The sequence below is a fragment of the Rhizobium sp. B230/85 genome, assembly GCF_019355735.1.
GTDB lineage: Bacteria > Pseudomonadota > Alphaproteobacteria > Rhizobiales > Rhizobiaceae > Rhizobium > Rhizobium rhododendri.
On record NZ_CP072157.1, the window covers coordinates 1,093,853 to 1,106,954 of the forward strand.

Genomic DNA, 13,102 nt, shown 5'->3' on the forward strand with positions numbered 1-13,102 from the left:
ATGTCCCTAACCGCACCCTTGCCAGTTACAGACGCTGCATCAGCCCACCGCACCCTGCATAACCTTGGTCGCTACGGACTGGTGCTGGCTCTGATCGTCGTCTTTGCCATTTTCAGCCTAACGACGTCGACCTTTCTGACCTTCGCCAACCTGCAGAGCGTACTCGTCAACAATTTCACGCTGCTCGCTATCGTCTCCGTGGCCATGACCTTCGCAGTCGCCTCAGGCGGCATCGATCTATCCGTCGGCACGGCGGTCGACATGGCAAGTTTTGCCTTCGTCTCGGTGGTGCTGGCGGGCCAGCCAGTGGCGATTGCCGCACTGGCTGGGCTTGTCGCCGGCGGGCTGGTCGGCGCATTCAACGCGCTGCTCATTTCCGGCATCGGCATATCGCCGTTTCTGGCGACGCTGGGAACGCTGTTCATCGGCCGCAGCATCCAGCAGATGCTCACGAATGGCGGTAACCCGGTCTATCTTCCCCCGAACGGCGTGCCCGCTTCCTTCCGCTTTATCGGCCATGGCACGATCGCCGGCGTGCCGACCCCGCTGTTCGTCGCATTCCTCATCATCGTGGCTGCAGCTATTATACTTTCCCGCAGCCGGTTCGGACGCGTGCTGCTGGCATCCGGCATCCAGCCCAGCGTAGTGCGCTATTCCGGCCTGTCGATCCGCGCCCATGTCGCCCTCGTCTTCATCCTGGTCGGGACAATTGCTGCTGCAGCCGGGCTGATCCTGACCGCGACCGTCAGCGTCTACATCCCCTCGTCCGGAAATGCGTTCCTGCTCAACGCCATCGGCGCAACCTTCATCGGCACTACCTTCAGTCCACGCGGCCGCCCGAACATCCCCGGCACAGTTCTCGGCGTCCTCCTGCTCGCCATCGTTGCCAACGGCCTGCTGCTCAGCGACTTGAATTTCTACTGGCAGCAGGTCGGAACAGGAACGCTCATCTTCGCCGTTCTTGCCGTAAGCTTCGCCAGCAGGAAAGCGCACGCTTGACGTGACGCCGTGCGTTTGACCACGCGATGTTGAGCCAGATCAGGCATGCGGCGGTAAGGCGGCGCCTGCGAGTTTCGTCTTGATCCAGTCGGCAACACGGTAATATCGCAGGGTAAGCGGCGGTCCGTATTTCATGTAAAGAGGTGCCGCTGTCAGAGGTTCTAGCTTGAGCGAAAGATCTGACTGCGGAACGCCTTTTGCCCAGTCAGACAGGATGCCGCCCAGCATGCTGCCGGTCGGCACGCCACGACCCGAAAGGCCGGTCAGCGCAACGACGCCCGGTGCCAGATCGTAAAGACGCGGCACGGTGCGGTACTGCATGTCGAGCTCGCCGAACCAGAAATACTCCCATCGGATCTCCTGCCTGATTTGCGGATGCAGCCATTTCAACCTGTCGCTCATCACCCTGCGGGTATACTCCATGTCTCGGCCGCGCCGCCCCATCGGAAACATCGACGCGACGATCCGCCCCTCGGCATTGTACTTGTAGACATAGATATCGCCGCGACCATCGTGGACGGTGGTATTACGTGGCAGGATCGAGCGGCGCTCGTCTTCCGATAGCGGCTGCGTTGCCGCGACAAAGACCTTCTGGATCCTGAAGGTCCGGTCGAGCTTCGGCCATCCGCCAACCGTATAGGCCCCGGTGGCGAAGATCACCTTGTCTGCAACGACTTTTCCCTTGGGCGTGCGGATCGCCCAGGCGGTTCCGTCGCGCTCGCAACCGGTCACCGGCGATTGCGTATGAATAATTCCGCCCTCCTGGATGACCGCTCGGGCAAGGCCGCGGGAATAACCGAGAGGGTTGAGGTGCCCAGCCTCCTCATGCAGCCAGCCGCCGTGAAAGCGCGGGCTACCGGTAATCGTCGCCACCTCGTCCCTGTCCAGGGCCCGGGTTTTCGCGCCGACGGCGTTGTAAGTGCGCACCTTCTCTTCGATTGTCTTCATCATGCCGGGATAGGCGGCACCCATGACATAGCCGTGCTGCTGCCATTCGCACTGGATCTGGTAGCGCTCGATCATGGCGGATACGCGGTCGTTGGCGCGAGTCTGCCTGGCGATCAGCCGTTCTGCCCAAGGCTCGCCGAGCATCCGGCGCAACTCCGGCAGGCTGTAATGAGTGAACGTCGGCGTGCAATGGCCGGCGTTGCGCCCAGAACCGCCAAAGCCGATCTCTTCCCTCTCCAGAAGCACTACGCTGATGCCGTCGCTGACAAGGTCGAGCGCCGTGGTCAGCCCGGTGTAGCCCCCGCCAACGATGCAGACATCGGCTTTGAGCGTGCCCTCCAGCTCTTTCGTTTCGACAGCAGGCGCTGCGGTTTCGTACCACAAGGTCGTCTTGAACGGAGAAAACCGGGTCATATCGCGCCCTTCAGTTTGCATCGCTGCGCGCGTCAAGTGCGTCGCGCAGGCCGTCTCCGATGAAGTTGAAGCTTGTTACCGCCAGTGTGATCGCCACGCCCGGTACGATCGCGAGCCACGGGGCGCGGTCGAGATATTGCTGCGCACCGTTCAGCATATTGCCCCAGCTCGGCAGCGGCGGCTGGATGCCGTAACCGAGGAAACTGACATAGGCTTCGAGCAGGATGGCGCGCGCGACGGTCAGTGTGGCGGCGACGATGATCGGGCCGATGGCGTTCGGCAGGAGTTCGCGAAACATGATCCAGCGGTTGGAAAGGCCGAGCATCCGGGCAGCCAGCACGAAATCTCGCTCGCGCAGCGAGCGCACCTCGGCTTCGACGATACGGGCGATCTCCATCCAGCTTGTGACTGCAATGATAACGGTGATCATGAACGGGCTGGGCTTGATGAAGGCCGCCAGCGCCAGAAGCAGGAAGATACTGGGAAACGACAGGAAGGCATCGACGAACCGCATCAGCGCCGCACCGATACGTCCGCCGTAATAGCCGGCACAGACACCGATGACGGTGCCGAAGATCGTGCTGAGCACCATGGCGAAAAAACCGACGAGCAGCGAAATGCGTCCGGCCATGAACAGGCGGGCAGCGAGATCGCGGCCAAGCGGATCGGTTCCGAAGATATGGTAGCCGGTCAGCGGTGGGGCAAAGCGGGCGCGAAGGTCGATGTAGAGTTCGTTGAACGGCAGCAGATAGGGACCGATGACGCAGGCAAGCGTCAGCAGCGTGATCATGATCAGGCCGATCATGGCAAGCCTGTGGCGCGCGAACCGACGGAAGGTGCGGCTCTGCCACCAATGGGATTTGCTGGAGCGGGGTATGGAAGCGATTGCTGACATGATCTTTTTCCTAACTCAGCCGGATGCGCGGATCGACGAAGGCAACGAGGAGATCGGCGATCAGACTACCGAACAGCACGAGTATCGCCGAAAACATCAGGAGACCCATGACAACCGGATAGTCGTTGTACCCGAGACTATCCAGAAACAGCCGCCCCATGCCAGGCCATGTGAAGACGGTCTCGGTCACCAGCGCTCCGCCGAGAATGGTCGGAAGCTGCAGCCCCGCCAGGGTGATCATCGGCAGGAGTGCATTGCCGATGACGTGTTTCATCAGGACCCGCCGTTCCGACAGCCCCTTGGCCTTTGCGGTGCGAACAAAGTCCTGGTGGATGACGTCAAGCGTCGCGGTGCGCATGTAGCGGCTCCAGACGGCGACGTTGACGAGCGCCAGAACCACCGTCGGCATGATCAGGTGGATGGCATAGTCACTGACCGAGCCGTTGCCGATCGTGTACATGTTGCCCGCTGGCAGCCATCGCAATTTAAGGGCAAACAGATAGATCGCGACAAGTCCGAACCAGAACGTCGGGATCGACAGGGCGACCATGGCACCCACGGTGGCGGAATAATCGAAGATCGAATAGCGCTTGGTCGCGCCCTTGATGCCGACCCAGGTCCCGACGGCAATCGACAACACGGTCGATGAGCCCATCAGCAGCAGCGTGGCAAAGAGATGCCCGGTGATGATGCCGAGCACCGGCTGGCTGTCGCGATAGGAGTGACCCCAGTCACCCTGCAGAAGATGCCAGAGCCAATCGAGATACTGGATCGGCAGCGGCCGGTTCAGGCCCATCTGCTCGGAGATGCGGTCGAGCGTTTCCTTGGTCATCCCGGGGGTGAGCGCGTATTGCGACAACGGCCCTCCAGGCGCAAGATTGAGGACGGCGAAGCCGATCATCGACACCAGAACCAGAAGGATCAGGCTCTGCCATAAACGGCCCATAAGATAGTGCAGCATCGCGGTCTCTCCGATGATTGCGGGACGCATAGTCCCGGACGTCGAATGCCTCTCCCGCCCCTCCCGCAAAAGGAAAGGGCGGGTAAGGGATCGGCGTTAGGATGCCCAGTACCAGCTCCCGGGGTTCCAGCTGTCGATGCGGACGTTGACATTGTAGGCGATGCCTTCGGCACCCTTCTTGTAGCCGCGCACTGTGGCGTACTGGAAGATGGGCAGTAACGGCAGATCGGCGCGTATGATGTCCTGGATCTTAAGGTAGATCTTCTTGCGCTCTTCCGGCACAAAGGTCTGGCCGCCCTCGGTCAGCAGCTTGTCCACCTCGGGATTGGCATACTGCCAGGTGTTCTGGCCAGAGCCGCCCTTGGCAACAATGGATGTCGACTTGAAATAGTCAGACGTATCGGGATCGGCGCCTGTTAGGAAGTCGAGGCCGACGACGACGCTGTCGAACTTCGAATTCGACCAGTATTCGCCCCACATCACGGCGGGCGGCAGGTTCGAGATGGTCATTTCGATGCCGAGATCCTTGAAGGACTGCTGCATGAACTGCTGCACCTGTTCGCGGATATGATTGCCGGCTGTGGTCGAATTCGAGAAGGAAAGCTTGACGCCACCCTTAGCGCGGATGCCGTCGCTGCCGGGCACCCAGCCTGCATCGTCCAGGAGCTTCTTGGCCTTTTCGGGATCGTATTCATGCTTGGGCAGATCCGGATTGGCATAGAAGGATTGCTGCGGCATATAGCTTTCCGTGGGTGTCGGCAGGCCATAATAGAGCGTGTCGATGATCGTCGTCTTGTCCAGCGCATGATAGAGCGCCTGTCGAACCGCAAGATCCTTGAACTGCGGCCTCTCCATGTTGAAGGTCACGGATTCGACTGTCGAGCCCGGCACGACGAGCACAGTCTTGCCATCCAGCGCCTTGGCTTCTTCATAGTGGTCCGGCGTGATCCACTGCAGGCCCGCGACATCGATATCGCCGGTCTTGAACTGGGTGTAGAGAACCGTCAGGTCAGGAATGTATTTGTAGATGATGCGCTCGAGGTAGGGGCCGTCACCGAAATAACCGGTATTGGCTTCAAGGGTGATGTGATCGCCTGGGACCCGCTCCACCCACTTGAACGGACCGGTGCCGATGGGCGCATGGTTGAACGGAGCGTTGTTTTTGTCCTTCTCTGCGCCGAGGATGTGCTTGGGCACTATGAAGGTCGAGGCGAGGATCGAGGGATAGGGGGCGAACGGTTTTTCCATCTTCCAGGTAATTTCGGTCGGCGACACGACAGTCAGGTCCCGAACCAGTTCATGGCCGGTCTTGCGCCAGCTGAGGAAGGTTGGATCGACCATCAGTTCCAATGTGAACTTGACGTCTTCGGCAGTGAAAGGCGACCCGTCATGCCACTTGACGTCGTCGCGCAGCTTGACCTTCCAGGAAAGACCATCGGCAGAGATGCCGCCATTTTCAACGCTGGGAACCTCGACAGCCAGCGCCGGAGTGAACTTGCCTTGGGGGTCGATGGCAAAAAGCGGGTCGAACAGGCTGAAATGGATACCTTCGTCGACTTCGATATGCAGCATATGCGGATTGAAGACGGTCGGCTCCTGTGAGAAGCCGACGATCATCTGGCCTGTCGGCTTTGCCGGCGGCGTCGCTGCAAGGGCCTGGTCGCGGCCGAGAAGGCCGGGCATGATCAAGCCGGATGCACCGGCCAAAGCCATCATGGTGAGCGCCTGGCGGCGCGTCGGATTGAAGACTGCATGCTTGGTTTCGTCAGACATCGGCTTTTCCCCTTTGATGTTGCTCAGTCACTGTTCCACTTTGTTTTTCGGCACGTCATGTCATCTGCCTTCTTTGCCCGGGCAGAATTAGAAACCGCTGATCAGCTCGATTTTCGAGCCGTCGGAAAAGCGGGAAAGGCGGAAAGCCGTGGGGTCGACCACTGGCGTTCTGCTGGTAACGATGTCGGCCATCAACTTGCCTGCGGCAGGACCGATGCCGAAGCCATGGCCGGAAAAACCGGTCGCGATATGGAAGCCGGGGATTTGATCGACAGCTGAAATCACCGGCACGGCGTCCGGCGTCACATCGATATAACCCGCCCAACGCTGGGCAATCTCTGCCTTTTCGAATACCGGAAATGCCTTTTTGAGGTTGGCAAGCGCCAGGTCGGACAGTTTGTTGGCGGGCTTCGGGTCGAGTACGCGATTGTATTCGAACGGGCTTGCCTCATCCATGGACCAGCGATTGGGGATACGCGCCTCGTCGAGGAAGCGCCCGCCCAGCCGGAATTTCAGCGAGCGCCATTCCTTTCCAAAAGCAGGCATGAAGTCGCGGGCATAGCGGAAGGATTTCGGCACGATATCGACGACGTTCTCATGTCCGGAGGCAATCGTATAGCCGCCATCCTGGCGCTTGCGCACGGCGAAACCCTGCGACCAGATTGCCTGCTCCGGCCCACCTTCCAGCGGTTTTGTCCGCAGGACCGAGTTCATCACCTTCAACTGCGGCAGGTCGATGCCGAAATTTCCGGAAAACAGGCTGGACCAGGCCCCGCCGGCGAGCACCACTGCCGAACAGGCGATCGGGCCACGCTCGGTCACAACGCCCGAGATCCGGCCGCCCGACGTTTCGATGCCGCGCACTGCGCATTCCGTCAGGATCGTCGCTCCCTTGTCGCGGGCGGCTTCGGCAACTGCGGGGGCTGCGACCTGCGGTTCGGCACGTCCGTCCGCGGAGGTGTAGAGCGCACCCTTGATGTCCATATCCGCATTTGGGAACATCGCACGGAACTCGCCGGCACTCAGCATCCTGGAATCCAGCTGGTAGCCTTCGAGGTTACGGTTCCAGCGCTCGTGATCGGCAAACTCCTGATCGCTGGCGCAGGTGAACAGGATGCCGGCGCGTTTGTAGCCGGTCGCACGACCGATCCTCTGGTCGAGATTGCTCCACAGCCGCAGGGCTTCCGCCATCAGAGGCACTTCGCGCGGATCTCGCCTGGAAATACGCACCCAGCCCCAGTTGCGGCTCGACTGCTCGTGACCGATCCCACCTTTTTCACAAAGGGCAACGCGCAGGCCGCGCTCGGCAAGTTCGAGCGCTGTTGATGTGCCGATGATGCCGCCACCGATGACGACGATATCGACTTCGGCAGGCAGGTCGGCATCGCCGTGAACGGGAACGACATAGGGTCCGGGCATTTCAGTAGGATTCCTCGAGCTGGCAATTGATGTTGAATTCGGCGACGCTGGCTTCGTTTGGCAAGTCCAGCAGCATGGATATGATCCGGGCAAGATCGCGCGGGTCGGTCATCGTTTCGGCGGCGCGGTCGGTGATACCGAGCGCCATGTCTGTCGCAACGAAACCCGGGCAGACGGCGGTAGCGCGTATACCAAGATCAAAGCCCGCATGGCGGATGCCGTGGGCAAGGGCAACAGCTGCAAACTTGGAGATCGAATACGAACCGGCGCCGGCCGACTTCACGCGCTTGCCGGACAACGAACCGAGAATGATAACCCTGCCCCGGCCACTTTCGCTGAGAGCCGGCCATGCAGCCCGGGCAAGCCGGCGCGGCGCCTTGACATTGACAGCAAGCATCGCGTCGATGTCCACCTCATCGGCCTCTATGACCGATTTCGCAATCATGATCCCGGCATTGGCGACGATAGCATCGATGCGGCCGAAACGGTCGACTGCCGCATCGACCCAGGTCTGCTCGGCAGTGTCTTCAAATGCATCGTAGGTGTGAACATGAACGCGCCGTGGATCGGCCCAGGCAGGTAGCGCCGGCGTGCGCATGCCAAGCGACAGGCGCCATCCCTGCTCATGCAGAAAAACTGCGACTGCCGCGCCGATGCCACGATTGGCACCCGATATCAACGCTACACGCTCTGCCGTCATGGCATGATCCTTCGAAAACAACGATCAGGACAGGCCGGCGATCCGCCGGTAGGTTCTGCGCAGAATGTCCATCAACAGCTGCCGGTCGCCCTCCGGCACGAAGTCGAAGAAGTCCCTGGATTGCCGGGTAACGATGGCGCGCACCTCGACAGCCAGCTCTGCGCCTCTCTCGGTGATGTAAAGTTCCTGTGCGCGGTTGTCGTCTACCGACGTCTCGCGGGTCAGAAGCCCCTGGCTTTCCATCTGCTCGACAAGGCGGCCCATGGCGGAACGATCCTTGAGAATGAGTTGGGCGATCACAGACGGGCGAATTCCCGGATGACTGTCGACCATGAGCAAGGTAGTGATCTTTCCGGTCCCCTTGGCGACATCGTATCCCTCAAGGCGCTCATCCAGATCGCGCGAGACTGCAATATTGACCGTGCGGATGTAGAAGCTCAGCGTATCTTCCAGCACATCAAGATCGATGTCCTCAAGCGAAACGGGTGGCGTCTTTCTTCGTTCTGGCACAGTCGAAAGCCTCAAAAAAGCAAAGCGATACCAAGCTGTCCTTTCTGATAAGGATAGCTATTACGATCTCGGAACGAGAGACATAGGAGTAGTCTTCCAAGGTCATGATTTGCCAGATAGTGGATAATTGCAACTATTTTCTGATGAGTTCGCCGATATTTTATTCACCGTTCTGAATTGCCCGTTTATTGGGCGGATACGCATATTCATATGAGGCAAAACGACAAAAAAGCCGCCCTGACAGGGGTTCAGGGCGGCCACGCTATACGGGATCAGTTTATGGGCGCCTCAGGCGGCCGGCTCCCACTCGGCACCGGGGATCGCCGCGACAAGCTTGCGGGTATAATCGTGGCCCGGCGCGCGGAAAATCTGCGAGGGTGGCCCATACTCGACGATTTCCCCCCGGTACATGACGGCGACCTCGTCGCAGATCAGGCTCGCGACCCTCAGATCATGGGTGATGAAAATCATTGCCACCTTTGTCTCTTTCTGGATTCGCGTCAGCAACTCGAGAATCTGCGCCTGGATCGACACGTCGAGGGCCGACACCGCTTCATCGGCCACCAACAGCACAGGGTCGAACATCAGCGCCCTGGCGATGCCGATCCGCTGCCGCTGGCCGCCGGAAAATTCATGCGGAAACCTGTCATAGGCACCCTCGTCCAACCCGACCAGCTTCAACGTTCGAAGCGCCTTGGCCTTCGCCTCCGAGATGGACATCCCATGCGCCACGGGCCCGACGGTCAGGACCCTGCCGATGGTATGACGCGGATTGAGGGAGGCAAACGGATCCTGGAAGATCATCTGGATATAGGGTCGAATCGAGCGGAATGTGTCGTTTGACATCGGTGCGATATCGCGACCGTCGAACAGGATCTGGCCGCTATCCGAATTCATAAGCTTCACCAGAACCCGGCCGAGCGACGACTTTCCGGAACCGGATTCGCCGACGATGCCGAGGGTTCGCGCCTTGCGGATCGAAAAACTGACATCGTTGACGGCGCGCACAGTTCGACCCTTGGTAAAGAACCCGCCGGACGTGTGGTAGGTCTTGCTGAGATGAGATACCTCAAGCACGACGGGCGTATCCGCTGCTCCCAGCCGATCCTGCGCGGTCATGCGCGGAACGGCGGCAATTAGGCGTTTCGTGTAGGGATGCTCGGGCGCGTTCAAGACGATATCGGCAGGCCCCTGCTCCACAAGATGTCCTTTCTCCATGACGATCACCCGATCGGCAATCTCCGCGACGACGCCGAAATCATGGGTGATGAACATCACGCTCATGTTCTTCCGACGCTGGATCTTGCGGATCAATTCGAGAATTTGCGCCTGGGTCGTGACATCCAGCGCCGTTGTCGGCTCGTCGGCGATCAAGACATCGGGATCAAGCGCGAGCGCCATGGCGATCATCACACGCTGACGCTGTCCGCCGGAGAGACGGAACGGATACTGATGCTGAAGCAGGCCTGGGTCGGGAAGACCAACCTCGTCGAGAAGACCGAGAACCTTGGCAGCACGGCTTTCCGGCGTCCCCACCTTGTGCGCTTCCATCACCTCGGCGATCTGATCGCCGATCGTCATCAGCGGATTGAGGGCCGAAAGCGGATCTTGAAAAATGATCGAGACGGCGCGGCCGCGCAACGCCCGCAAAGTCTTTTCATCCGCCTGGATCAGGTCCCGCCCCTTGAACCAGATGCTGCCATGCGTGACGGTGATGGCCGGTGACAACAGCCCCATGATTGCATTGGCCGTCACCGACTTTCCTGACCCGGACTCGCCGATGATGCAGAGAATTTCCCCCGATCTCAGATCGAAGGAAATGTCACTCACCGCATGCGCGCGCTCCATGTTCTTCGGAAGACTGACGGTCAGTTGCCGGACGGACAGAGCAACATCTCCGCCAGCTTCCAGTGGCATAGTTTCAGTCTGCATGATGGCGGGCCCTTTCCGATTTTCACGAAGGCTTGGGGTTATGCAAGAATGATGCCGAATATCGGGAGTTTCCGTGCGGGCGAATGCCGAAGCACCCTTGTTGATGATACTACGGCTGGGACAATCGGATGAGCGGACCGCATTTCTAACTCTAAAAACTGAAGTGAACCGTATCGTCTCACCCGGTCAGTGGGGTCGGCGTTACGTCGGATAATGGTCTGCAGCATCAATATCGAAGACGATGCGGCGAACGTCTCGCCAGGTTGCGGCACACTGCTTGGCATAAAACATGCTTCTCACCAGCCTGTCACATTCCAAATGGGAAGAAGGCTAGTCATGACGCGACAGGCAAACGGTATGATGGATGTGCGCCTGATGAGGACGCTGTTGACCTTGTTGACGGAATGCAGTGTCTCTCGAACGGCCGATATTCTGGGCCAGGCTCAGCCAACGGTAAGTTTAACGCTGAAAAGGCTGCGGGAAATGCTGGACGACCCGCTGCTGGTGAGGTCTGGCAGCACACTTGTGCCGACGGAACGGGGCCTTGCGCTGAAGCAGACGTTGCGCGACATTCTCGGCCAGATCGACGCTCATCTTTCTCCAGATGCAACCTTCGACCCGAAAACCGCAGCGCGGAACTTCCGCATCATTGCCGATAATTGCCTTGGAGCAGTGTTTCTGCCTCAACTCGTCGGCAGAATTGCGCAAAAGGCGCCCAATGTGGGTGTCGATGCATCTCATATGCCGAGCTACGAGGATCTGATAAGCCAGTTGGCAGACGGCTCCATCGACGCGGTCATTGGCAACTGGCCACACCCGCCAGAATACCTGCGGATGTCCCCGTTGCTGACGACCGACATCGTCTGCGTCTTCCGCCCAAGCCACCGGCTTGCCAGCCAGCACAAGCCGATCACCATGGACGAGTTTCTGAAAGAGAAGCATCTGTCGCCGACATCGGACAAACGTGCGCATCTCAGCCCGATCGACGGCCGGCTGATAGAACTCGGCCTGAAGCGCAATATAGCCGTCTCGGTTCCCGAATATGCGATCACACCTTACGTGCTGACCCAATCCGACCTTGTCTTTACCACGGGTCGTATTTTTGCCGAGCAGATCGCCCAGTCGTTTCCGTTGGTCGTCAGGGAGGCTCCAAGGGACCTCGGGCAGATGCAGTTCTATATGCTGTGGCACGAGTGCAAGCATCAGTCGCCCGATCACCTCTGGCTGAGACAGATGATCAAGTCGGTTGCAGCCGACATTCGCGCCTGCGATCCGACGGGCCCCTTGTCACCCAAAGCCCTTCTTCCTCACGCATCGCTCTACAATTGAAAGGACCGCTTCCGTTCAGAATGTCCGGCCGCACAAAACTGGCAAAGCGCAATATAGTCTATTGTGTATCGGTTATAGGCTTTCCTGACCAAACAGACCACACTCCTCCCAGTTTCCTCGCAACGAGATGAGAGCACGATGGCAGGTTCAGGAATTACCCGACGTGAAATACTTGCAGGTATCGCCGCTGGCGCGGCGGCAGGAACTTTCGGCTCGTTGAGCAGCGCGCGGGCTGCCGTGTCGGAGATGGTCTGGGCAACCTGGGATTCCAACGGCCATCCTGAATACATCGCAGCCTTCGAAGCGCAGACCGGTGTCAAGGTAAAGTTGTCCTATCTCTCCAGCGAAGACGCGCAGTTTGCGGCGCTGAAAACCGGCACTGCCTCGGATTGGGATATGATCAACCCATCGCTGAACGGAAGCTGGCGCTATATCAAAGCGGGGCTGCTCGAACAAATCGACATGGCCAAGATCCCCAACTCCGCCAAGATGTACGATGTCTTCAAGACCACACCCAAGGTCCTCGATGCCTCCGGCAAGCAGTTTGCAGTTCCCTACCTCTGGGGTCTAAACCCGATCGTCTACCGCAAGGACAAATTCGAAAGCGAGCCAGACTACACGACGCTTTTCAACGAAAAGTACAAGGGCCAGCTCGCCATGCGCGACTATGCGCTGGAATCGATCGGTATCGCGGGCCTGGTTGCCGGCATCCCGCGCGACAAGGTGTTTTTCATGGAGACCAAGGAGCTTGCGGAAGCCAAGAAGCTGCTGATTGCCCAAAAGCCGCTACTACGGACTTACTGGCAGACGATCGGAGATCTCACCAACCTGTTCGCCACGGGCGAGGTTTCCTGCGCATTTTCATGGCGTGTTCCCTACGATACCCTGAAGGACAAGTTGCCGTTGGGCATGGCAAAGCCCAAGGCTGGCATCATGGGATGGTGCGACTGCTTTGCCATGCCGGCGACCCTGTCTCCCGAAAAGACGGAGATCGGCTACAAGTTCATCGATTATTTGCTCGGTCCGGAATTCGCAACGCAGATCGCCAAGATCGGCAATTACGCCACGACCTCCTCCGTCATCCGTGACACCTTGTCCAAGGAACAGCAGGAAGCGATCTTCGTAGACGACATGGACGTGATGAAGTCCTTCATGTGGCCGGTTGCCCCTGAGAATTACTCAGAGTGGCTGAAGGTCTGGAATGAAGTCAAGGCAAGCTGAT

At 59.2% G+C, this 13,102-nt stretch carries 11 protein-coding genes; 3 read left to right on the top strand and 8 right to left on the bottom strand.

The annotated features are described in order from the left end of the window. Positions 1-999: an ABC transporter permease gene (locus J5289_RS23080; RefSeq protein ID WP_142832300.1), complete on the top strand. Its 999-nt coding sequence runs from the start codon at positions 1-3 to the stop codon at positions 997-999. 39 nt (positions 1,000-1,038) lie between these two features. On the opposite strand, the gene J5289_RS23085 is transcribed toward J5289_RS23080, so the two are convergent. From J5289_RS23085 to J5289_RS23120, 8 genes are all read right to left on the bottom strand, one after another. Beyond that, a complete protein-coding gene (locus tag J5289_RS23085; protein WP_143123358.1) occupies positions 1,039-2,361 on the bottom strand; it encodes an FAD-binding oxidoreductase in 1,323 nt (440 codons plus the stop codon). Positions 2,362-2,371: 10 nt separating this feature from the next. Beyond that, positions 2,372-3,256 carry an ABC transporter permease gene (locus J5289_RS23090; protein WP_142832298.1) on the bottom strand — a complete coding sequence of 295 codons (885 nt, stop codon included), beginning with the start codon at positions 3,254-3,256 and terminating at the stop codon, positions 2,372-2,374. Positions 3,257-3,266: 10 nt separating this feature from the next. Continuing rightward, complete coding sequence (locus J5289_RS23095; protein WP_142832297.1) at positions 3,267-4,217, bottom strand: ABC transporter permease; 951 nt, start codon at positions 4,215-4,217, stop codon at positions 3,267-3,269. A gap of 96 nt (positions 4,218-4,313) precedes the next feature. Next, positions 4,314-5,990: a peptide ABC transporter substrate-binding protein gene (locus tag J5289_RS23100; RefSeq protein WP_209186288.1), complete on the bottom strand. Its 1,677-nt coding sequence runs from the start codon at positions 5,988-5,990 to the stop codon at positions 4,314-4,316. 87 nt (positions 5,991-6,077) lie between these two features. Beyond that, positions 6,078-7,409: an FAD-binding oxidoreductase gene (locus J5289_RS23105; RefSeq protein ID WP_142832295.1), complete on the bottom strand. Its 1,332-nt coding sequence runs from the start codon at positions 7,407-7,409 to the stop codon at positions 6,078-6,080. A gap of 1 nt (position 7,410) precedes the next feature. Further along, positions 7,411-8,109 (bottom strand): SDR family NAD(P)-dependent oxidoreductase, encoded by a 699-nt coding sequence (locus J5289_RS23110; RefSeq protein ID WP_209207176.1) that lies wholly within the window; start codon positions 8,107-8,109, stop codon positions 7,411-7,413. Positions 8,110-8,133: 24 nt separating this feature from the next. After that, a complete protein-coding gene (locus tag J5289_RS23115; protein ID WP_142832293.1) occupies positions 8,134-8,619 on the bottom strand; it encodes a MarR family winged helix-turn-helix transcriptional regulator in 486 nt (161 codons plus the stop codon). Between the two features lie 288 nt (positions 8,620-8,907). After that, positions 8,908-10,551 carry an ABC transporter ATP-binding protein gene (locus J5289_RS23120; protein WP_247750711.1) on the bottom strand — a complete coding sequence of 548 codons (1,644 nt, stop codon included), beginning with the start codon at positions 10,549-10,551 and terminating at the stop codon, positions 8,908-8,910. 336 nt (positions 10,552-10,887) lie between these two features. Here J5289_RS23120 and J5289_RS23125 point away from each other — a divergent pair, with 336 nt between their 5' ends. After that, positions 10,888-11,880: a LysR family transcriptional regulator gene (locus J5289_RS23125; RefSeq protein ID WP_224129450.1), complete on the top strand. Its 993-nt coding sequence runs from the start codon at positions 10,888-10,890 to the stop codon at positions 11,878-11,880. Between the two features lie 138 nt (positions 11,881-12,018). After that, a complete protein-coding gene (locus J5289_RS23130; protein ID WP_224129452.1) occupies positions 12,019-13,101 on the top strand; it encodes a PotD/PotF family extracellular solute-binding protein in 1,083 nt (360 codons plus the stop codon). The last annotated feature ends 1 nt before the right edge of the window (position 13,102 follow it).